We start from the raw sequence: 22,680 nt of genomic DNA, 5'->3' as shown, positions 1-22,680 counted from the left end.
TCTCTGTAATCGCGTTGTTGGCAATTAAACCTGATTTTCAAGTCAAAAATCAAGCCTGCTCAATATTTAATACTGTGTTCATCGAGAATCGCACCGAAACGCTGTTCAATAAACTGAATATTTGGGTCACACTCAAGGCGAATTTTAGCTGCCTTATACTGGATTTGTTGGCAAATATATTGATGTTCTAATGGTGTTTGTTCCTCGCTAATTTCGCCGACCTCAAATGCTATAGCAAGCCCCTGACTATAGGGAATTAGTGCCTGTTGTAGCTCCTCTTGGATTGCGGGTTGTAACAGATGTCGAAATGCTGGTTTCACAGTTAATTGTAACTGCTGAGGATATAGCCGATAGACAGCATTTAGACCAATTTGTCGCGCTCTTGGGCCAATATCAAGACGATTAAGAATTTCCGCCCAGTGATGATGCGGTAACTCAACATTCGCGGATTCAACAGCAGACGGCTGCATCTCTTGCAGTTTCGCTTGGCGCGCTGCCTGTACAGAAAGCGCAGCCTCACTTTGATACACATCAAGTGACTCATCCGCCTCCGGTATTGCAGCCATTGTCTGTTCCATCTCAAACGACTCAACAGGGACAGGAGGTTCATCTCTAAGCCAAGGCGGTGGCGCTGATGAATGACTATCATCGTCGTATGCTGCATTCACTTTGACAGCCGGTTTAGGCTGACCCAACTCTCGCTCAGTTGGAGCAGTGAACGGTTCACGCGGCAAATTATGCTTTTTTGTCGAATCACCCTCCTGCTTTTTTACTTGTGAGCGAAGCAGGCTTCGAGTGCGCAGTAAAGCTGCAGTCGATAGCTCTGGCTCTGGCTCTGGCTCTGGCTCTGGCTCTGGCTCTGGCTCTGGCTCTGGCTCTGGCTCTGGCTCTGGCTCTGGCTCTGCAGGTGATGGGAGCATATCCATATCCGAGCTGTCAAATGCAGTATCTGCCATCATTTGGCTCGCTTGTTGTTCCAACCATTGTTGTTCTGACATCAGCTGACTAGCCAATTGCTCGGAATCATCCGGCCCACTGACTGGCTCAAGTCCTGATGACTGAGTAGGCGAACTACGGTTATCGAAGCTATGTTCATCGGTTGATGATTCAACTAACTCTCGAGTAAGCGGTATATTCGGCTTAGGATGAAATGCCAGCATCCGCATCACTGTCATCTCAAATCCGCTCAGCGGCGATGGTGCATAGGCTAAATCCCGATAACCATTAATCGCTATCTGATATAATAATTGGATAAGTTGGCTGTCACTGTCTTTGGCAAGTTGTTTGACCACATCATCATGGTCTTGTTCAAGTAGTTGTTGTAGCGCGATGCGGTGTAGCCACTGAGCCAGTTGGTGGTGCAACTGCTGGTAATCAGGGGAAAGCAATTTCAGCTCAGCAATTTTAGCAAATGCAGGGGCTATTTCGCCGGCAATAATGTGACAAAGTAGCTGACGTATGTGATGAGGATCGAGCATCCCCAACATTTCCATCACATCCTGATACGCAATTTTATTATTGCCTAATGCTAAAGCTTGATCTGTCAGGCTTAGTGCATCACGCATACTTCCATTTGCTGCAATGGCTAATTGCTGCAAAGCTCGTTTATCAGCGCTAACATGTTCAGCCTCTAAAATATGAACTAATCGCTGCTCAATTTGATCTTCACTAAAGGCTGTCAGTTGAAACTGTAAACAACGAGATAAAACGGTTACAGGTAACTTTTGTGGATCGGTCGTCGCCAGTAAGAACTTCACATGTTCTGGAGGCTCTTCTAGCGTTTTTAGTAACGCATTAAACGAGTGCCGCGAGAGCATATGAACTTCATCAATCAAATAGATTTTATAGCGACCTCTAGCAGGTCGATATTGGACGTTATCAAGCAACTCTCGAGTATCTTCAACTTTCGTGCGAGATGCTGCATCAATTTCTAAAAGGTCAACAAATTGTCCCTGTTCAAGGGCTTGGCAGTTACTACATACACCACATGGATGTGACGATACACCCTGTTCACAATTTAAGCTTTTCGCAAACAAGCGCGCCAATGTGGTTTTACCCACTCCTCTCGTTCCCGAAAATAGATAAGCATGATGAAGCGTTTGTTTATCTAGCGAGTTAGTCAATGCGGTGAGCACATGGCGCTGCCCTACTACATCAGCAAATTTTTGTGGTCGCCATTTTCGAGCTAAAGCCAGATAACTCATTACTGCACTCCCCAAGGAATCACTAATCGCCTTGATATTGAATCAAATCGACGACATTAATACCCAATTGTTCCAGTCGTTTTTGACCGGGCAGGTCAACTAAGTTAATGACAAAAGCTGCGTCTTCAATCGTTGCACCCAATCGACGTAACAAAATCACTGATGCCTCAGCTGTACCACCGGTTGCAATGAGATCATCAACCAGTAACACTTTATCATCAGCATTCACCGCATCTTTATGGATCTCAATTTGGTCGGTGCCATATTCCAGGTCGTAACTTTGACTAATCGTTTCTCGAGGTAGTTTACCTGGTTTACGCACTGGCACGAAACCAATGCCTAGAGCTAACGCAAGCGGTGCTCCAAATAAGAAGCCACGCGCTTCTGTTCCGGCCACTTTAGTAAACTGACGACCCGCATAAATACGGACCAGCTCATCGATCGTTGCCTTATAGGCAACTGGATTTTCCATCAAACTGGTAACATCGCGAAAAATGATCCCTGGTTTTGGATAATCAGGGATGGATTTGATGCTTTGTTTAATCAAAGCATGGGTTTCTGGGTTCATACTCAGTCCAATTGTTCAAATAAAAAGCCCATCGCAAGGTATGGGCCTTTAGGCGCTGTATGCATATATATGATGTTTTCTGGCATATAACACTAATAACCGATCAATTAACAACACACAGACCACAAGCAGTAAAAAGGATTATCGCAATTTGTCGCCAAGATGCAAAGTTTGATATGTCATTGAGGCGAACAAATGCTGAATTATCCACCACTGATCAACGAAAAGTTCCACTTTAAAGGCAATTTTATCGCGCTTCTATATTTCATCAGCTTCTACCCCCAATGAGTTTTAAATGAATAACTGGACATTCTGCTCGTTTTACTATAAAACGCGCAAGTTTCCTCTCATGGAGTAATTATGCGTCTTATACTGGCCCCGATGGAGGGTGTTGTCGATGCCCAAATGCGCCAACTACTTACCAGTTTAGGTGGCTATGATTTATGCGTGACCGAATTTATCCGTGTTAATGAGCAAAAGCTGCCCGCTAAAGTCTTCTATCGACTTTGTCCTGAATTACACACTGAGGGAAAAACCCGCGCAGGAACACCTGTACGAGTCCAGTTATTAGGACAAAGTCCTCAGTGGCTAGCATTAAATGCCAATACAGCCATTGAGCTAGGCTCTCCTGGGATTGATCTTAATTTCGGCTGTCCAGCAAAAACGGTCAATAATAGCCGCGGGGGCGCTGTATTACTTAAAGAACCAGAACTCATTTACCAAATCATTAAAGCAGTACGTGAAGCGGTACCATGTGAACAGCCGGTATCAGCAAAAATTAGGCTCGGCTATGAAGATACCCAGCAAACGTTAGAAATTGCTGATGCAGTTGCTCAAGCTAAAGCGGATGAACTTACTGTTCATGCTCGCACCAAAACAGACGGTTATCGTCCTCCAGCCTATTGGCCATGGATTGCAACAATCCAACAACGAATCACGATTCCCATTGTTGCCAATGGTGAAATTTGGGATCAAAACTCGCTAGAGCAATGTCGGGCACAGTCTCAGGTGAATGCATTCATGGTCGGGCGCGGGGCTGTCGCAACACCCAATCTGGGAGCGGTACTTAAGCACCATGCAAGCAAAATGAGTTGGTCTGATGTATTAACGCTATTAATCGAATTTGCAAAGTATCCAACAGATGATAACAATACTATTTATTTCCCATCTCGAACGAAGCAATGGTTCAGCTATCTAAAATTAAGTTACCCTCAGGCAGATGGGCTATTTCGACGTATTCGAGCGTTTCGTGATGGCGAGGCTATTTTACAATGCTTCATCCAAGAGCTTGAGCAAATGTAGCGACCAATTTATGACACACTATGTAGTGCGAAAGGTCTGTTTACCCAGCTATTTTATCGCAAGAAATAACACGGAATATTTAATATATTACTCATCGACCAAGAAAATATAATAATAGTGCTTATAATCTTGACAAAAGTACCGATAATAGGCTACTTGCTAGGTTTTTATCTAGCAAGTCACTTAAATTCAGCGAGTTGGCCTGCAAATCAAATGATACCATCATTTTTGTTGATTCATATCATAACTGTTAACAGATCTGCTTCCTATACTCCCTCTATTAAATGATCCCATAGCTGGAGAGCAATCTTGGATTATTCTCATTATCAGGCTCGTCTAGAAGATATGATGATGACGGCCAAAGACGCACTTATTAGTCAATTGTTAAAATCTAGTGAACCACAGTGGCGACAAGAAGCCGTTAAGTTGCAACAATTACCACCTGCCGATTTTATCGATTATGCCTGTACTTTAGTCGATCCTAGGATCGAGGTGGTATTAAATGAGCTTTGCCGAATTGACGCGGCTCTTTGTCAGGGTGAATTAGGTTTATATGGTATTTGTAGTGATTGTGAGGACAGCATCGAAGAAGAACGATTAGAAGCTGACCCGTGTACACAGCGCTGTGAAAAATGTGAAACAAAACGGCATTTACAAAAACGCCAAGACTTATTTGCATTGTAAAATCTTTTGCCGCTATAAGCGGTTAAACCTTTGCGGCAAAAGATATCTAAAATGCTTGGCGACCAACAAATGAGTGCGATAACGTCGTTCCATCAACATGGTCTAATTCGCCACCAATAGGTACACCATGGGCAATTCGCGACACTTTGATGGTATGTTGCTTCGCAAGATCTGCAATATAATAGGCAGTAGCCTCACCTTCTACTGTGGGATTAGTAGCCAAAATAAGTTCATTAATCGACTCTTGCTGGAGGCGTTGTTCGAGTAGATCGAGACCTATATCTTCAGGTCCAATGCCGTCAAGGGGTGATAGCCGCCCCATTAAAACAAAATATAACCCCGAATATTGACCGGTTTGCTCAATTGCAACAACATCTGCTGGGCTTTCCACAATACATAACAGTCCACTATTGCGTCGTTTATCTGACCGGCAAGTTGGACACAACGAGTCACCTTCAGAAAAGTTACGACACAGCGAACAATGACCAATTTGGGTCAATGCCTGTGTCATGGCTTGGGCCAATATATTGGCTTGGTCACGCTTTTGCTCAAGCAAGGTAAACGCCATACGCTGAGCACTACGAGGCCCAACGCCGGGTAGCGCCTGTAACGCTTGAATAAGTTGATCAAGACTTGGAGTATATTTCATTGTGCTTCCAATTATACAATGAGTTGGTAGTTATCACGCAAACAGTCAATGATCTCTTGCTTAGGATGACTTGAGAGCTCAATTTTTTGCCCTGTAATCGTCTGTGCAATGTGTCGATAGGTATTCGATAGAGCCATCATTGCGTCTGCTGGCAATGCATTGTCACGAGCCAGAGCAAACCGCTCAGTCATCCGATTTTTGTTCAGTAAAATATCGGGATCAGGGAAGTGATTCAATAACATCTGCCGGAATCCTTCTTTTGAGTTTTCAATGATTTCACCACGCCGATACGCTGCCCCATCCCAAATTCGTGAAGAATCAGGCGTGCCAACTTCATCCATATAGATCAATTGCTCGTCACCATTAATATCAGTGACATAGCCGAACTCAAATTTAGTATCAACAAAAATCTGGTCATGGCTTGCTAGCAATTGACTAATGGTAGCGAATCCTTCTTTGAGTAAACGTTCATACCAAGCCACATCTTGTGCATTGCGAAAACCAAATGCTTGATAATGTTTCAGCAGATCACTTTGCGAGACATTAACATCATCCGCTTCTGGCACGCCAGGAATGCCTTCGAGAACACCTTTCGTAGATGGCGTGATCAGTAACTCAGGTAACGGCTGATTTTGCTTTAAGCCTTCAGGGAGCTGGATACCGCAAAATTCACGTTCACCTTGCTGGTAAGCTCGCCACATAGAGCCAGTAATATACTGACGAGCGATCGCTTCGACCATCACTGGGCGAGCTTTTTGTACAATCCAAACCAGTGGATGAGGGATATCTAAAATATGGCTTTGAGCGAGGCCTTGATGTTTAAATTGTTCAAACCAATAATTGGAAATTGCATTTAGCGACGCCCCCTTACCCGGAACACCTTGCATTCCCCCTTCACCATGCCAAATACAATCAAATGCTGAAATTCGGTCACTAATGACCATCACAGCTAAGGGAGTATTGACCGCGACTGGGTAACTTTTTTCCTCGATGAGACGACGGCTATCATCTTCAGTTAACCAATAGACAGATCGCACTTTACCACTGTGCACGGGTAATGCAGTCCGAATTGGAAGATCATTATTGACCGCCATCACCTGATCAGCAACATTCATGGGGGGTAGCTCCTATAGTAATACGTAATGTAGATATGAAATCCCTTAATGCCTTTGATTGTACCAAACCTTTAGGGGTATAACAGCGCTGATTATATCTGCTAAAAACAGATTTCTCGGCATTAAAAATAAAAACGCAAGATACTTAGATTCTAACCATATCACCGCCATCATTGACGCAAGCTGATGAGCGTCTAGCGACCGTAGGCATGGCTTGAATAGTTTGATTAAGTTGATGATATTGGATAATTCGCTCACATACTGGATGTTACAAACATCTTGAATATGAGCATGGACGGATCATAATGCACCAGCATCATGTCTGCCTGCACCGAAACGGCAATACCAACAGGCCTGTCTTTGAGAACTGCACAATATTTAGGAATATCCCCATAGATTTCGCTGCATACAAAAAGACATCTGGCTCTGGTTTCCACGAATCAACCTTATCAGAACTAAAAACATTTTCATTAAAATAGTTAGCAAGTCCAATCATGGAAAATGCATGGTTGATCAACACCTTTAGCAAGACTCATTGTCACAAGCATTTTAGCAATGCCATCGCACAGTTCAGCCTCTCATCCAATAATGTATCGACCAGTGAACGATAGATACGGAGCAACGAAGTCATCTTCCAACTCAATACAATAGTCGTTTATTATTTCATGCGGAGTTGAAGCAAGCTTGCTTATTGTCACAGAACTTCTTTGTCATTTCTTCTATGGATGTTTCAATACGTTAATCTATGAGCTTACTTTCCAAGCCTAAATTACATAAAAGTCACTGACTGTTAGCATTCCGTTACCATCAGAAATAAGACATTGGAGCCTATTTTTCACTTAAAAATAGCAATAATTGATCGCGGAAAGTTTAATTGAACTCGACCGAGCGTACAGAAAGCCTGACTCCTTGGATTCTTCCAATATATTGAGTCCCTAAATAGATAGCTTGAGTAAAACTATCAGCCTCTACGGCTATAGAGACTCGCACGCCATATTTATCATTGCGCGGATTAGGCTGTAAGCATCCTTGTTGTGTGAGTTCATTTTCAAGGTGTTGTAGATCATGGTGTGATGCTTGTTTAATACCTGACAAAATCAAATCAAATTGGAAAGTCGTCATGGGCTTCCTTTGTTATTTTTTCCTTGGTCTTGGATATTCAAACATCGATAAAAGATAGCGCATCTGATCAGCGGTCACGATAAAACGCAGCATGATTGAAAAACCAACAGTGCTGATTCATCGCAATAGTTAATCGAAAATCAACCCTTTAAGACCTAGGCATTGATAGTATTAGTGAATTAGTCAATCATTATGACTAGTACCAATAAATAAACAATAGTACTTTTTTACCAAAATGATGATGTCACTCATTTTTCTAAATGTTACAAAGAGAGTCTTGTCACACAAATTACCTTTTGGATGCTAATTTTAAAACGCTAATCGTTTCACCAAAATAGATAACGGCACTGACAAATTATCAGTATCAGAAAGATTTCTAGCTCAGAAGATCCGCTGTTTCACTGACAATGCAGGCAGCAGGAAATAGCTTAGTGCATAGATGGAGCGACAAATAGCAAGAAGATATATGTTTGGAAGCGTCATCAACCTACTCAGGCGAATTTACTTCGATGTGACGCCCAAGCCATTTAGCAATCCATGGGCCAAGCAAAATAACCAATAACATACGGGCTGTTTGTAGCGCCATGATAAATGGCACATTGACGGGGGTTGATAATGCGATAATAGCAACGGTATTCGCACCACCAGGGCTGGTTGCAAGATAAGCTGAGAGCATATCAATATGAAACCAATGACTCACTAGAAGTCCTAATAATCCGCATAGCGAAATTAAAATCAAGTTGGCTAAGAGCACTCGCGGCAAGGCATGCATGGACACTTTTAGTGTTTGTCTATCAAACCCCAAACCAATCACCCAACCAATGACAACGTAGCTTGCCACCAATAGTGGCTGGGGCAAGTCGATCACCAACCAGCCCTGAAGATGCAAGACGGCCCCTAAAATCATCGGCACAATCATTGAACCTGCTGGAATACGCACCAAGTTGGCAAAGATCACCCCAGCGCTCATCAGGGCTAATGTTTTGAATAAATTTAGCCAATTGGGCGCATCGAGCCAATGCGCGAATAAACCATGGTGTGCCATTTGCCCTGATACAGCAAATGATGCGGCAAGCGATGCCATGACAACGACTAAAAGTACCCTTAAATATTGCATAAAGGCAACTAATCGGGCATCTGCACCATACGCTTTGGCTAATATCACCATTGCGCTAGCCGCTCCCGGTGATGTACCCCAGATGGCCACTTGGCCTGGTATCACCTTACTTTTGGCTAAAATCCATCCGAGCCCCCAACTTAAGATCATCACAGCGATAATGATGGACAAAAATAGTTCCCAGTCACGAGCCATCTCTTTAACAATCGCAATCGTTAAACTTTGTGCGATCAAACAGCCAACAATGGCTTGGCTGAACTGATACCCTGACTTAAAAATTTGTATCCGTATGCCAATAATAGCGCTTACGATCCCCGCAATCATAGGGCCAAGCATCCACCCTGCCGCGATCCCAAAATAGTTCATGGCCCACACGAGTAATAGTGATAAGCCGCCCAGAAACAACCATTGGAGCATACGGGAATGATAGAAATAACGTAATTTAGAGCTGTCTACTATTGACATAAAACCCTTGTTTAACGACGGAGTGTCAAAAATGAACGGATAAACTTTCCATTTGGCAAACATTGACTACGCAGCGGAAAATATAAATCGACAAACTGAACACATCATCTAATTAAATAGCGCTTGTGAGGAGAAAATGATAACTCTCAGCGTTCCTATTCTAATGCTAATGCCCCGTCAAAATAGGAAAGGCGCCCAGCAAACCATCAATCAACATTTGTGCACCAATAACCGCCAAAATAAGCCCCATAATACGAGTGATTACACCTAGTGCCCCACTACCTATAATGGCGACAAAGCGACGACCAAAGACAAATACCACAAACGTAACTAAACACAACAGTGCAAAGGCAAGTAGCGTAATCATAAGACCATGGCCCGCATAATTCATTGCCGTCACGATCGTGCCAGGGCCCGCTAAAATGGGCATTGCTAGTGGAAATATTGACACACTTAATGCCGCATCACGGCAAGCTGCATTATCATCACTGTTCAACTGGTGCATGCTCGACTGACTGCCATGCAACATCTGAAAACCAATCGTACACACCAAAAAACCGCCAATAATACGAAAGGCTGGCAGGGTAATCCCAAATAACTGAAAAATGAAATGCCCTGTTAAAGCAAAAGCTGCGACAATCACAAATGCAAGCCCTACCGCACGCAGTGCCACTAACCGCGTTATTTTGTCATCATCTTGGGCAGTTAACCCAAGAAAAATTGGCACATTAGCAATAGGGTTCATAATGGCAAAAAAGCTCATAAACACGGTCGAGGCATGTACCCAAGTTGTTTCCATTATTACTCCACAGACATAAAAAAGCCCTGATGATTATCAATCAGGGCTTTCGAGTATTTTAGTCTTTCGTTATCACGTCGAGACCGTTCATATAAGGCCGAAGAACCTCGGGGACAACCACCGAACCATCCGCTTGTTGGTAGTTTTCAAGGATCGCAACCAAGGTACGACCCACCGCGAGTCCTGAGCCATTAAGCGTATGTACAAGTTCTGGTTTTTTCGCGCCTTGAGGGCGAAAACGAGCCTGCATCCGCCGAGCTTGAAAATCTACACAGTTACTCACTGAAGAAATTTCACGATAGGTATCTTGCGCAGGTAACCACACTTCTAAGTCATACGTTTTAGCGGCAGAAAAACCCATATCGCCAGTACACAACGTTACCACCCGATAAGGTAGGTTTAGCTTCTGCAAAATATTTTCTGCATGTTGGCGCATCTGCTCAAGCACCTCATAGGAGTGCTCGGGTGCCACTACTTGCACCATTTCAACCTTGTCAAACTGGTGCTGGCGAATCAATCCTCGCGTATCTCGTCCATAAGAGCCGGCTTCACTACGAAAACAGGGCGTATGGGCTGTCATTTTAAGTGGTAATTCAGACTCATCTAAAATGGTATCTCGCACCATATTAGTTAAAGGGACTTCAGCGGTTGGGATCAAACTCATCCCAACCCCTTCTTCAGTTGCGGGTTGCGTATTAAACAGATCTTCACCAAATTTAGGCAACTGAGATGTTCCATACAAGGACTCTTTATTCACCAATAACGGCACATACATCTCATGATAGCCATGTTCACCGGTTTGAGTATCCAACATGAACTGAGCAATAGCGCGATGCAACCGAGCAATTTTGTCTTTCATCACAATAAAGCGAGAACCGCTAATTTTGGTTGCATTTTTAAAATCCAATCCGCCCAACTGCTCACCAATATCAACATGATCTTTGATGGTAAAATCAAATTCACGAGGTGTTCCCCAACGATGTAATTCGACATTGTCATTCTCATCTTTCCCATCAGGTACGTCATCATGGGGAAGATTAGGGATACGATAAGCAAGATCTTGTAATTGGGCCTGCACTTCAGCTAGCTGCTTTTTGGCGTCATCTAGCTGATGGCCAAGAGAACCGACTTCATCAAGTAGTAGCTGAATATCTTTACCCTGAGCTTTCGCTTGACCAATCGATTTGGAGCGGGAGTTTCTTTCGTTTTGCAGATTCTCTGTTTGGATCTGTAACGACTTACGTTGTTCTTCTAATTGAGTCACTAATGTGACATCCAACTTAAAACCACGGCGAGCTAGGCGCTGCGCTGCGACTTCAATATCACTCCTCAGATATTTAGCATCTAACATGATAAACCTTATCTATAATTCCATTCGCCTTTTATCAAGGCTTCTCTCAATTGGTATCAACTCGAAACATTGATGTCGACGGAGCCTTTCCGCCGATATCTTATTCTATCACTTGTTGGTATACCGTTGTCTCGGACTTTTTGCATCTAATTCATGCAGATATTCAAGCTTTTGGCGGATCTGCTTTTCTAGTCCCCGATCATGGGGATGATAAAAGCTCAAATGCGCGATCGATTCAGGTAAATAACACTCGCCTGCTGCGTAAGCCCCATCTTCTAAATGAGCATAACGGTATTCTTGACCAAACCCCATCTCTTTCATTAAAGCCGTTGGGGCGTTCCGTAAATGATGCGGCACACCTAGATCGCCATACTCTTTAGCGGCTTGGCGCGCCGCTTTAAAGGCTTCATAGACAGCATTGCTTTTAGGCGCACAGGCCAAAAAAACCACCGCTTGAGCAATCGCACGCTCCCCTTCAGCGGATCCGACGCGGGTAAAACAATCCCACGCATTTAACGCCACTTGCATAGCACGAATATCCGCATTGCCAACATCCTCAGAGGCAATGGCTAATAGCCTTCTCGCGACAATAAGTGGATCGCAGCCCGACTCAAGAATTCGGCAATACCAAAACAGTGCTCCATCAGGATTCGATCCACGAACCGACTTATGCAGTGCCGAAAGTAAATCATAATACTGATCGCCCTGTTTATCGACTTGGGCAAAATGCGACCCACAAACTTGGGTTAACAGTTCACTATCAATCACACCGCCATCAGCCACAATATCACAAGCCATTTCTAAAAAATTCAGCGCACGGCGCGCATCCCCTTGAGCAAACTGAGCTAACTGTCCTCGGGCTCCGCTGGCAAAACTCAGCTGTCGCAGCTTGAGCTGTGGATCATCATCTAACGCACGTTGTAGAACGGCATCAATATCCTGCTCGGTCAGACGCTCCAACACATATACGCGAGCACGCGAGAGCAACGCATTGTTGAGTTCAAAGGATGGATTTTCAGTGGTCGCGCCAATAAATACTACCGTTCCATCTTCGATATGAGGCAAAAAAGCATCTTGCTGACTTTTATTGAAACGGTGCACTTCATCGACAAACAGAATCGTCCGCCGACCACTCTGTTGGGTGATTTTGGCCTGTTCAATGGCATTTCGAATTTCTTTAATGCCGCCTGTAACCGCAGAAACTTTTTGCACATCCGCATCAGCATAACTGGCAATCACCTCTGCTAACGTCGTCTTTCCTGTTCCCGGCGGTCCCCACAAAATCATCGAGTGCAATTGGCCGTGGGTAATGGATTGATACAACGGTTTGGAGGGGTCTAATAACTGTTGTTGGCCGGCATAAGTCGCTAAAGTGGTTGGCCGCATGCGCGCGGCCAACGGCCTAAAATCAGGAGCGAAATCAAAACCTAAATTATTCATGGGGTTGACGTTGATCATCAATTTCAGTGCCACTTGGAATGGCAAAGGAAAACTCACCAGCAGCAATATTTGGTTTTGCATTAAAGTGGCTAAGCTTAAATTCACTGCGCTGACCTTGATTATCAATCACATCAAACTCGTTAATATGATCTTTGGAATCAAACTGCACAGTAAAGGCAGGTTGTTGTGAATCATGAGTACTAGTCACTGTATATTTTTGTTTCGTTGCACTCACTTTATAACCAACCCATGTACTGGGCCGCTGGTCGGCTAGCAGTATAAAGGGGGTATGCACAATCGCATCACTGGTATTATAAATTGAAACCTGTTCAACGATAGGACTGTAATACCAAATGGTTTGCCCATTTGAGATAATCTCATCATGATTGGGCCGCATTACCTGCCAATGTAGCTTACCCGGTTTAGCAATGACGAGGTGTCCATATGCTTGGTGAATCACCTTCCCATCGGGACTGACCACTGTTTGACTAAAATCCGCACTAAACTGGCTAATCGCTTGTAATTTTGTACGCAGTGTTTGTTCTGCATTGGCTAAAACTGCGGGGCTAATAAATACCAGCAATAACACAACTGTTCGTAATTTTTTCATAAGCCCTCTTGTTTAATCAACTCGTGACGGAGGCGGTGCTAAAACTTCTCGGTTGCCATTATGTCCTGGGGCACTGACCACTCCCTGCATCTCCATCTGCTCAACAATTCGCGCCGCACGATTGTAACCAATTTTAAATTTCCGTTGTACACCAGACACTGATCCCCGACGTGTTTCGGTCACAAATGCAACCGCTTGATCATAGAGCTCATCAACGTCTTCATCCGTTTCAAGCTGTTCACCAGGCAACAGTGCTTCGCTACCTAGCTCGCCACTTAAAATCTCATCAATATAGTTCGGTTCACCGCGTAACTTCCAATCAGCGACCACGCGATGCACTTCATCGTCATCAACAAAGGCGCCATGAACGCGAGTTGGTACACCTGAGCCTGGCGGTAAATACAACATATCCCCCTGCCCTAACAGAGCTTCTGCACCTTGTTGATCAAGGATCGTACGTGAATCAATTTTACTTGAAACTTGAAAAGCTATTCGCGTTGGAATGTTAGCTTTAATCAGCCCGGTAATCACATCAACAGATGGTCGCTGCGTGGCTAAGATAAGATGGATCCCTGCAGCACGCGCTTTTTGCGCGATCCGAGCAATTAGTTCTTCCACTTTTTTACCCACAATCATCATCATGTCGGCGAACTCATCAACCACCACAACAATAGCCGGCAATTTATTGAGTATCGGCGCTTCATCATCCATGCTGTCACCGGGCTTCCATAGTGGATCCCTCAATGGTTCACCGCGAGCAATTGCCTCAAGCACTTTAGCATTATAACCTTTGAGGTTACGCACCCCAACAGCTGACATTAATTTATAACGCCGCTCCATCTCACCAACACACCAGCGCAGCGCATTGGCGGCCTCTTTCATATCGGTGACTACTTCCGATAGAAGATGCGGGATCCCTTCATAAACTGAAAGTTCCAACATTTTCGGGTCGATCATAATCATCCGAACATCTTCAGGCGTCGACTTGTACAGCATGCTAACAATCATTACATTGACGCCAACCGATTTACCAGAGCCTGTTGTCCCAGCCACGAGTAAATGTGGCATTCTCGCTAAATCGACCACAACCGGATCACCGGCAATGTCGCTACCTAAGACCATAGTTAAAGGCGATTTATTTTTATGAAAGGCTGGACAGTTAAGTACTTCACTTAAATAAACGATTTCACGAAATTGATTAGGTAACTCCAGACCAATCACAGACTTACCTGGAATGACTTCCACAACTCGAACGCTAATTGCAGATAAAGAACGTGCTAAATCTTTAGATAAATTAGTGATTTTACTTACCTTCACCCCCGGCGCTAAATCCAGTTCAAATCGCGTAATCACCGGACCTGGATGAACAGCAACAACGGTTGCTTCGATATTAAAGTCAAGGAGCTTCGACTCAACTAAACGTGCAATTTGTTCAAGCTCCTCTTGCGTGACTGGGTTAGTTTTTTTATCCGGCCTATCCAATAATCCCATGTCAGGCAACGCAGGCATATCTTTAGGCTTGGGTTTAGGCTCGAAATCGGCAAGCGTTTTTGCATTAGCGGGAGCAACCATCCGCGCGCCAGCTAAATCACTTGAATCTGGCACTTCTTGCTCACTCGAAATAGGTGCAATCGTTGGTTCTACATACGTTTCAATGTATTGTTCAACATGAGGTTCCATTTTAGGTTTACTACGCATGCCTATTGGCGTTTCATCTTGATGCGATTTAACATCAAATGAATTCTCATCAAGCCAACTATCATCCACTTCTTGTGTGCGATTCGATCGATGAAACAACTGCTTTAACTTTGTTGGTGCTTGCATCAATATTGGTTGTGATGGCTCATTAATCTCTGCCGTTTCGACGAAATCATCTTCATCGTTATGACGACGCGCACCAAACTTCGCCTTTACCCAACAGGCTAATCGATGCAGACACTCACCGATCACCTCAACAATTGTGACCCATGACACGCCCGTTGAGAGGGTAATACCAATGGCTAACAATGCCAGAAGCACAATCGTACTGCCCAGATTACCCAAGGTTTTAATCATCACCCCTGAGGACAAATCACCAATTAAGCCACCGGATGAAAAATAGTAAAAATTATCAAAGTTGACGGATGCCAAGGCCGTTGTACTAAGTAATGTCAGCACAACCCCGATCAGTCTTAATCCACCATTAAAAAATGACAGTTCACGAAAACCCAAGGAGTGCCAAAACAATAAATAACCAATTCCTAAGATAAATATTGGAACGATATAGGCAATCCACCCCAGCAAAAAGAACAAAATATCAGATAGCATGGCCCCTAATGAACCGGCAGCATTTGCCACATGTCCTTGCCACGAACTTTGCGACCAACTGGGGTCGGCAGGATTAAAACTAAATAAGGCAATAGCACAGACAACCGCTAAGGCGACAAAAATAATCACACCCGTTTCTTGCAGCCTTTGACTACCATTTAACTTTGCAGAAAACAAACCAGCCAAAAATGACTCCTACCTACTCAAACTAAAAAGACACTAATATTATAAATATTTGCCATATTATTGCAGCAATACCAATTAAAAGAGCGGCTTTTGCCGCTCCATTTTTTACTCGTTAATCCATTTCAGCAACATTCTAGTGCTTGATGACTAGTCGGTTACTTTGTTTAACCTCTTCCATCACCACATAAGTTCGAGTGTCATTCACGCCAGGTAATCTCAGCAAAGTCTCACCAAGTAACTTACGATAAGCTGACATATCGGCCACTCGAGTTTTTAACAAATAGTCAAAATCCCCCGAAACCAAGTGGCACTCCTGAATTTCCTCAAGCTGCTGGACTGCATGATTAAATTGTTCAAAGACATCGGCAGCACCTCGATTTAAGGTGATTTCAACAAATACGAGTAACGATGCGTCTAAAAACTGTGGATTTAAAATTGCCGTATACCCACAAATATAGCCATGGCGCTCCAGCCTTCTTACTCGCTCTAAACATGGTGTTGGGCTTAAGCCCACTCGTTTTGACAATTCAACATTTGAGATTCTACCATCTTGTTGCAACTCGTTCAGAATGTTGCGATCGATTCGATCTAGTTCCTTCATGTGCTGACCCTGACTTCCATTATTATGTTGTTTTGCGAATTATTTTGTTATGGAACCTCCGGTTCAAATGGCTCAATTCCTCGATACTTACTTTTTGGTGCCTTTGACATTGAGTTAATAATAGATAGTAAGCCGATGACTCGCGAGTGTTTGCATGCCCGCATAGGATCGAAAAACCAGCTACCGATAAAAGCCAATATTCAAGAATAGTGCTGGACGTCCTCGTCGCATCACTAGTGATCAGTATCGTCGATTGATTGAGACCATTGGTCCTTGATAAAACTAAGTTTTACCAATATCCACAATCTTGCATAAAAAACACTTCTTCGCAAGCGTAAACAACATATTTATCTGTAAATAACATGTTTATTGGAAGATCCGACAGTTTCCGGTATTTCTGTATATCTCACGAAAGACACCCTGTTATTGGCCATAGATTGAGTGATTTTTATTCAATCCAGGACGAAATATAAAATGTCTAAGAGAAAGGTTTCGATCCCAGCACACATTCCTCTATTATATGTAAATTATAATTGATCATTATGGGAACTAACATCATGACTGATATTCAACATCATCAGCTTATCATCTTAGGCTCAGGCCCAGCAGGGTACACCGCAGCCGTTTATGCTGCGCGCGCGAACCTCAGTCCGACCCTTATCACAGGAATCCAACAGGGAGGACAGTTAACAACGACAACTGAGGTGGAAAATTGGCCCGGCGATCCAGAAGGACTGACTGGCCCAGGGTTGATGGAACGCATGAAAGCACACGCTGAAAAGTTCCAAACAGATATTGTCTTTGATCACATTAATAAGGTCGATTTTTCCAAAAAACCGCTGATCTTGACCGGTGATAGTGCTCAATATAGCTGTGATGCACTGATTATTGCCACTGGTGCATCCGCGAAATATTTAGGTTTACCTTCAGAAGAAACTTTCAAAGGGAAAGGGGTCTCTGCATGTGCAACTTGTGACGGTTTTTTTTACCGCAATCAGAAAGTTGCTGTAATCGGTGGGGGTAATACGGCCGTTGAAGAAGCGCTCTACTTGTCGAACATTGCCAGCGAAGTTCATGTTATTCACCGTCGTGAAACTTTCCGCTGCGAGAAAATCTTGCGTGATCGCATGATGGATAAAGTTGAAAATGGCAATATGGTTTTACATCTGAACAAAACTCTTGAAGAAGTACTCGGCGATGAGATGGGCGTAACAGGTGTTGCTCTCAAAGACACTCACACTGAAGAAATTTCTAATCTCGATGTGATGGGTACATTTATTGCGATTGGTCATCAACCAAACACTGACATTTTTAAAGATCAGTTAGAAATGAACAACGGCTATATTAAGATTCATTCGGGTAGTGCTGGGAATGCAACAGCAACAAGCGTCTCTGGAGTGTTTGCCGCTGGCGATGTCGCTGATCACATCTATCGTCAAGCGATTACCTCTGCTGGCGCTGGATGTATGGCCGCTCTAGATGCTGAACGCTATTTGGACGCGCTCAAGTAACCCTTTATGCCGAGTATGCCGAAGCTTCCCCCTTCGGCTTATTGCTCACTGTTATTAATAGGTAGTATCGACTCGAACGCCATCTTTAAAATAGAGAATGCGAACGTCTTGACCTCGTTTAAATGGCATCTGCGGATCATAATCTTGGATAACATCAATTAATTGATGTTTATCATCCGTACGAATCAACAACTCAACTAATTGATAACGTGTAGTTGACAATGTGGGTTGTTGCGTATTTTGGACAATTGCGCCGCCAGCAACGGCCCCAACACCAGTCGCGACAACTCGCCCCCAACCACGACCAAATTGATGACCAACGACCCCTCCGACAACACTACCTAATAAAGTTTTCCACGGATTATAATGGATTTGCTTTGATTCGACTTGACTCATATGGCGAACAGATTCAACCTGACCAAAAACTACTTGCTCTACAGGACGTGCAACGTTACGTTGATAACTGGCCCAAGCTGGACAACTGAGTATAAGGGTAATGATAAAGAACCAAGCACGAATAGCCATAATGTCACCTCTTCAATCATTCGCGATATATAGAAGTGTAAGAGAATCACGATGCAATTGCATGTACTAGCTGATAATTATTGGTTTCCAGATATAGAACAAGCACTTGATGATCCAGATGGATTACTGGCAATGGGTGGGGATCTGTCCTGCCAGCGCTTAGTCAGTGCCTATCGTCATGGTATTTTCCCTTGGTATAATGATTCGCAGCCTCTTTTATGGTGGTCACCTAAAATAAGAGCCGTCATTTCACCCGAGCATGTACATATCAGCCGTAGCATGAAAAAATGGATGGCTAAATGTCCGTATCGCATTACCCTGAACTCTCAATTTGAGCGCATTATCGCCCAATGTGCGATACGTCCCCACGATGGCACTTGGATTACCAAACAAATGCAACAAGCATATATTGAGCTTCATCACCAAGGATTCGCTCATTCTGTTGAAGTTTGGGACGACGATAAGCTGGTTGGTGGATTATATGGCGTCAGTGTCGGACAATTATTTTGTGGTGAATCAATGTTCCACCGAGCAACCAATGCCTCCAAGCTAGCCTTCATTCAATTTTCCCATCATTTTGCCCAGCATGGTGGACAACTTATTGATGCACAAATGCCAACAACTCATCTACAAAGCCTTGGCGTCGTAGACTGTCCAAGACGCCAATTTAAGCATTACTTGCGCCAGTATCGTGATCAAGCAGTTGATGTAAACTGTTGGGAGTCACAAGAGTTATGAATCATTCATTCATCGCGGGGGTTACCCCCGAACATCCTTGCCCTTATCTGAGCAATCAACAAGCACAAGAGCTGATTGCGATGCTGCCTGAACACTCCCATGACAATACAATACCTTATCAACAACTTATTAATTTAGGCTTTCGCCGCAGTGGTAATGATGTCTATCGCCCTCATTGTCGCAATTGCCAAAGCTGTCAGTCACTTCGGGTAGATGCATTGCAATTTTTACCTACTCGCAGTCAAAAACGCATTCTGCGTAAAAATAGTGACCTTCATTATCAATGGTATGACCGTATTACCCAAGAACAGTATATTCTGTATAAAAAATACTTAGCTAGTCGCCATAATGACGGTGATATGAAAGATCACAACTATGATGATTACCGTGATTTTATTCACAGTGATTGGCAGCCGACTCGGTTTTTACACGCCTATTTAGATCACCAATTAGTTGCAGTTGCTATCACTGATTGGCTATCTGAAGGGCTCAGTGCTGTGTACAGTTTTTTTGATCCAACCCAAGAGAAGCGCTCCCTAGGGACTTGGCTAATTCTCAAGCAGTTGAGTTATGCAAAACAGTTACGCAAAAATTGGCTCTACTTAGGCTACCAAATTGATAACTGCCAAAAGATGAAATACAAGCAACATTTTCGCCCCCATCAACGGTTTATTGCAGAACAATGGCAAGCGGAAAACAACGAATAACCTTTACACAGGGCCGTTAATCTGGCATTCTTCGATGCGTTTTAATTTGAAGCATACTCACCGAGGAACCATGGCGAAAGAAGACAACATTGAAATGCAAGGCACAGTTCTAGATACATTACCTAATACAATGTTTCGAGTAGAACTGGAAAATGGTCATGTAGTCACTGCACATATCTCTGGCAAAATGCGTAAAAACTATATTCGCATCTTAACTGGCGACAAAGTGACTGTACAGCTGACACCTTACGATCTGTCGAAAGGACGTATTGTATTCCGTGCCCGCTAAGTCACCGCTTCGCTATGCAAAAAAAACCAGCTTATGACAAGCTGGTTTTTTATTAATCAATCAGTTTGTGCACAAGAAACAGATTATACCTGCTCCTCAGCCACATGATTGTAAGCAAAGCTTAGACCATCACCATCAACAGAGACATCAACATGTCCGCCTTTGTTTAAATGACCAAAAAGTATCTCATTGGCTAGTGGTTTGCGCAGTTGTTCTCGAATAACGCGCGCCATCGGTCGTGCCCCCATCAATGGATCATAACCTTTTTTCGCTAACCATTGCCGGGCATCGTTTGTTACCTCAAGTGAGACACCAGTGGCATCCAACTGCGCCTGTAATTCGACAATAAACTTATCTACAACACGATCGATGACATTTTCATCCAAAGCATTGAACCAAATAATACTGTCAAGCCGGTTACGAAACTCAGGAGGAAAGATCTTATTGATCTCATCCATCGCATCATAACGGTGATCTTGCTGTTTAAAGCCAATTGAGCTACGTTGAGTCTCCTTAACTCCTGCATTACTTGTCATCACCAAGATGACGTTGCGAAAATCGGCATGGCGCCCATTATTATCAGTTAACGTCCCATGGTCCATCACTTGCAAAAGCAGATTAAAGACGTCTTCGTGCGCTTTCTCAATCTCATCTAGCAACACCACACAATGAGGGTGTTTGAGTACCGCATCCGTTAACAAACCACCTTGATCATAACCAACGTATCCTGGAGGCGCACCAATGAGTCGAGAAACCGTATGACGTTCCATATATTCCGACATATCAAAGCGAACCAGTTCAACACCCATCGCTTTAGCCAGTTGTTGAGTGACTTCTGTTTTCCCCACCCCAGTTGGACCAGCAAACAGGAATGACCCCACAGGCTTACCTTCAGCCCCTAACCCAGAGCGATTCAAACGGATAGCATCGACCAATACATTGATCGCCGTATTCTGCCCAAACACCATCATTTTCAGTGTTTCACCAAGAGTTTTAAGTACTTCTCTATCTGACGAAGATACTTTCTGCTCAGGGATCCGTGCAATTTTAGCGACAATTGACTCAATCTCAGATACCCCGATGGTTTTTTTGCGTCGGCTGATCGGCAGCATGCGCATATTTGCACCCGCTTCATCAATAACATCAATCGCTTTATCCGGAAGGTGCCGTTCATTGATATATTTAGCGGCTAATTCAGCTGCGCTACGAATGGCCTTATTGGTATATCGTACATCATGGTGCGCTTCATAACGGCTTTTTAAACCCATTAAGATCTTAGTGGTATCATCAATACTTGGTTCCACCACATCAATTTTTTGGAAGCGTCGGGCGAGTGCTCTATCTTTCTCAAAAATTTGATTATATTCCTGATAAGTTGTCGACCCCATGCAACGAAGCAAGCCATTACTAAGAAGTGGTTTGATTAAGTTAGCTGCATCGAGTTGTCCACCAGAGGCAGCTCCAGCTCCAACAATGGTATGAATTTCGTCAATAAACAAAATTGCATTTTCTGCCGCTTGCAGTTGTTTGAGCAACGTTTTGAAGCGTTTTTCAAAGTCACCACGATACTTCGTACCCGCCAATAGCGCGCCAATATCTAACGAATAAATAGTTGCACCTTTGATCACATCAGGCACTTCACCATGAACAATTCGGTAGGCTAGACCTTCAGCAATTGCGGTTTTACCAACCCCTGCTTCACCCACTAACAATGGATTATTCTTACGTCGACGACACAATACTTGAATAGTCCGTGAAAGCTCACTATCACGGCCAATCAACGGATCAATTTTATCATTAAGCACTTGTTGGTTAAGATTTGTCGCAAAATTATCCAACTGCTTTTGCTCTTCGGAGATCGATTCACCTTCGTCCAGACCTCCGACAAGGTTCTCGTTCTCATCATCGCCATCGACCTTACGCACCCCATGGGAAATATAGTTCACAACATCAAGTCGATTAATATCAGATTTTTTCAAAAAGTAGACAGCCTGACTCTCTTGTTCGCTAAAAATAGCCACAAGTACGTTTGCACCAGAAACTTCCTGACTACCGGATGATTGCACGTGAAAAACAGCTCGTTGCAATACCCGCTGAAAACCAAGCGTTGGTTGTGTTTCCCGTTCAGCATCACTGGACGAAATCACAGGAGTGGTTTGTTCAATAAAATTATTGAGATCATCCCGAAGTTGACTCACATTCGCACCGCATGCTTCTAATGCCTCTTTTGCTGCACCATTATCAAGTAATGCATACAAAAGATGTTCAACCGTCATAAATTCATGATTTCTTAGGCGAGCCTCTTTGAACGCCTTATTCAGAGTGACTTCGAGTTCTTTGTTTAACATAGCTAACTCCTACCAAACCGGCCTAACATCATTATTATTTAA

At 43.6% G+C, this 22,680-nt stretch carries 20 protein-coding genes; 6 read left to right on the top strand and 14 right to left on the bottom strand.

From position 1 onward, the window contains the following. Positions 1–59: 59 nt before the first annotated feature. Both dnaX and apt read right to left on the bottom strand, forming a co-directional pair. Positions 60–2,204, bottom strand: a complete 2,145-nt coding sequence (gene dnaX / locus ABUE30_RS02440) for a DNA polymerase III subunit gamma/tau (protein WP_408622083.1) — start codon at positions 2,202–2,204, stop codon at positions 60–62. Between the two features lie 22 nt (positions 2,205–2,226). Then, positions 2,227–2,772: an adenine phosphoribosyltransferase gene (gene apt / locus ABUE30_RS02435; protein ID WP_408622082.1), complete on the bottom strand. Its 546-nt coding sequence runs from the start codon at positions 2,770–2,772 to the stop codon at positions 2,227–2,229. Between the two features lie 360 nt (positions 2,773–3,132). Between apt and ABUE30_RS02430 the strand changes: the two genes are divergently transcribed. Both ABUE30_RS02430 and ABUE30_RS02425 read left to right on the top strand, forming a co-directional pair. Next, positions 3,133–4,074, top strand: a complete 942-nt coding sequence (locus tag ABUE30_RS02430; RefSeq protein ID WP_408622081.1) for a tRNA-dihydrouridine synthase — start codon at positions 3,133–3,135, stop codon at positions 4,072–4,074. A gap of 309 nt (positions 4,075–4,383) precedes the next feature. Next, positions 4,384–4,758, top strand: coding sequence for a TraR/DksA family transcriptional regulator (locus ABUE30_RS02425; protein ID WP_408622080.1), 375 nt, complete (start codon positions 4,384–4,386; stop codon positions 4,756–4,758). 46 nt (positions 4,759–4,804) lie between these two features. On the opposite strand, the gene recR is transcribed toward ABUE30_RS02425, so the two are convergent. The 10 genes from recR to lrp form a co-directional block, all read right to left on the bottom strand. After that, a complete protein-coding gene (gene recR, locus ABUE30_RS02420) occupies positions 4,805–5,407 on the bottom strand; it encodes a recombination mediator RecR (protein ID WP_408622079.1) in 603 nt (200 codons plus the stop codon). A gap of 11 nt (positions 5,408–5,418) precedes the next feature. Next, a complete protein-coding gene (locus ABUE30_RS02415; protein ID WP_408622078.1) occupies positions 5,419–6,522 on the bottom strand; it encodes a phosphoribosylaminoimidazolesuccinocarboxamide synthase in 1,104 nt (367 codons plus the stop codon). An 870-nt stretch (positions 6,523–7,392) separates the two neighbouring features. Next, a complete protein-coding gene (locus ABUE30_RS02410) occupies positions 7,393–7,644 on the bottom strand; it encodes a hypothetical protein (RefSeq protein WP_408622077.1) in 252 nt (83 codons plus the stop codon). 487 nt (positions 7,645–8,131) lie between these two features. Then, positions 8,132–9,226 (bottom strand): AbrB family transcriptional regulator, encoded by a 1,095-nt coding sequence (locus ABUE30_RS02405; RefSeq protein ID WP_408622076.1) that lies wholly within the window; start codon positions 9,224–9,226, stop codon positions 8,132–8,134. A 166-nt stretch (positions 9,227–9,392) separates the two neighbouring features. Next, on the bottom strand, positions 9,393–10,025 hold the full coding sequence (locus tag ABUE30_RS02400) for a MarC family protein (RefSeq protein WP_408622075.1): 633 nt from the start codon (positions 10,023–10,025) through the stop codon (positions 9,393–9,395). A gap of 58 nt (positions 10,026–10,083) precedes the next feature. Further along, positions 10,084–11,376, bottom strand: a complete 1,293-nt coding sequence (serS, locus tag ABUE30_RS02395) for a serine--tRNA ligase (RefSeq protein WP_408622074.1) — start codon at positions 11,374–11,376, stop codon at positions 10,084–10,086. Positions 11,377–11,484: 108 nt separating this feature from the next. Continuing rightward, a complete protein-coding gene (locus tag ABUE30_RS02390; protein WP_408622519.1) occupies positions 11,485–12,816 on the bottom strand; it encodes a replication-associated recombination protein A in 1,332 nt (443 codons plus the stop codon). Beyond that, positions 12,809–13,426, bottom strand: coding sequence for an outer membrane lipoprotein chaperone LolA (gene lolA, locus ABUE30_RS02385; protein ID WP_408622073.1), 618 nt, complete (start codon positions 13,424–13,426; stop codon positions 12,809–12,811). The genes ABUE30_RS02390 and lolA overlap by 8 nt, the downstream gene beginning before the upstream one ends. 12 nt (positions 13,427–13,438) lie before the next feature. Further along, on the bottom strand, positions 13,439–15,919 hold the full coding sequence (locus ABUE30_RS02380; protein ID WP_408622072.1) for a DNA translocase FtsK: 2,481 nt from the start codon (positions 15,917–15,919) through the stop codon (positions 13,439–13,441). 133 nt (positions 15,920–16,052) lie between these two features. Beyond that, positions 16,053–16,520 carry a leucine-responsive transcriptional regulator Lrp gene (gene lrp, locus ABUE30_RS02375; protein ID WP_408622071.1) on the bottom strand — a complete coding sequence of 156 codons (468 nt, stop codon included), beginning with the start codon at positions 16,518–16,520 and terminating at the stop codon, positions 16,053–16,055. Between the two features lie 557 nt (positions 16,521–17,077). Here lrp and trxB point away from each other — a divergent pair. Beyond that, a complete protein-coding gene (gene trxB / locus ABUE30_RS02370; RefSeq protein WP_408622070.1) occupies positions 17,078–18,031 on the top strand; it encodes a thioredoxin-disulfide reductase in 954 nt (317 codons plus the stop codon). Positions 18,032–18,085: 54 nt separating this feature from the next. Here the strand turns inward: trxB and ABUE30_RS02365 are convergent, their stop codons facing one another. Beyond that, positions 18,086–18,556 (bottom strand): outer membrane lipoprotein, encoded by a 471-nt coding sequence (locus tag ABUE30_RS02365; protein WP_408622069.1) that lies wholly within the window; start codon positions 18,554–18,556, stop codon positions 18,086–18,088. 51 nt (positions 18,557–18,607) lie between these two features. Between ABUE30_RS02365 and aat the strand changes: the two genes are divergently transcribed. The 3 genes from aat (at position 18,608) to infA (ending at position 20,290) form a co-directional block, all read left to right on the top strand. Next, positions 18,608–19,294, top strand: a complete 687-nt coding sequence (gene aat / locus ABUE30_RS02360; RefSeq protein WP_408622068.1) for a leucyl/phenylalanyl-tRNA--protein transferase — start codon at positions 18,608–18,610, stop codon at positions 19,292–19,294. Then, positions 19,291–20,001: an arginyltransferase gene (locus ABUE30_RS02355; protein ID WP_408622067.1), complete on the top strand. Its 711-nt coding sequence runs from the start codon at positions 19,291–19,293 to the stop codon at positions 19,999–20,001. Before aat ends, ABUE30_RS02355 begins: the two co-directional genes overlap by 4 nt. Positions 20,002–20,071: 70 nt before the next feature. Further along, positions 20,072–20,290: a translation initiation factor IF-1 gene (gene infA, locus ABUE30_RS02350; RefSeq protein ID WP_016401030.1), complete on the top strand. Its 219-nt coding sequence runs from the start codon at positions 20,072–20,074 to the stop codon at positions 20,288–20,290. An 83-nt stretch (positions 20,291–20,373) separates the two neighbouring features. Here the strand turns inward: infA and clpA are convergent, their stop codons facing one another. Then, positions 20,374–22,638 carry an ATP-dependent Clp protease ATP-binding subunit ClpA gene (gene clpA / locus ABUE30_RS02345; protein ID WP_408622066.1) on the bottom strand — a complete coding sequence of 755 codons (2,265 nt, stop codon included), beginning with the start codon at positions 22,636–22,638 and terminating at the stop codon, positions 20,374–20,376. Positions 22,639–22,680 lie beyond the last annotated feature (42 nt).

The sequence above is a fragment of the Celerinatantimonas yamalensis genome (genome assembly GCF_046054155.1).
GTDB classification, from domain to species: Bacteria; Pseudomonadota; Gammaproteobacteria; order Enterobacterales; family Celerinatantimonadaceae; genus Celerinatantimonas; species Celerinatantimonas yamalensis.
The sequence above is the reverse complement of the archived record's forward strand: the minus strand, read 5'-3'. Positions and strand labels throughout refer to the sequence as shown.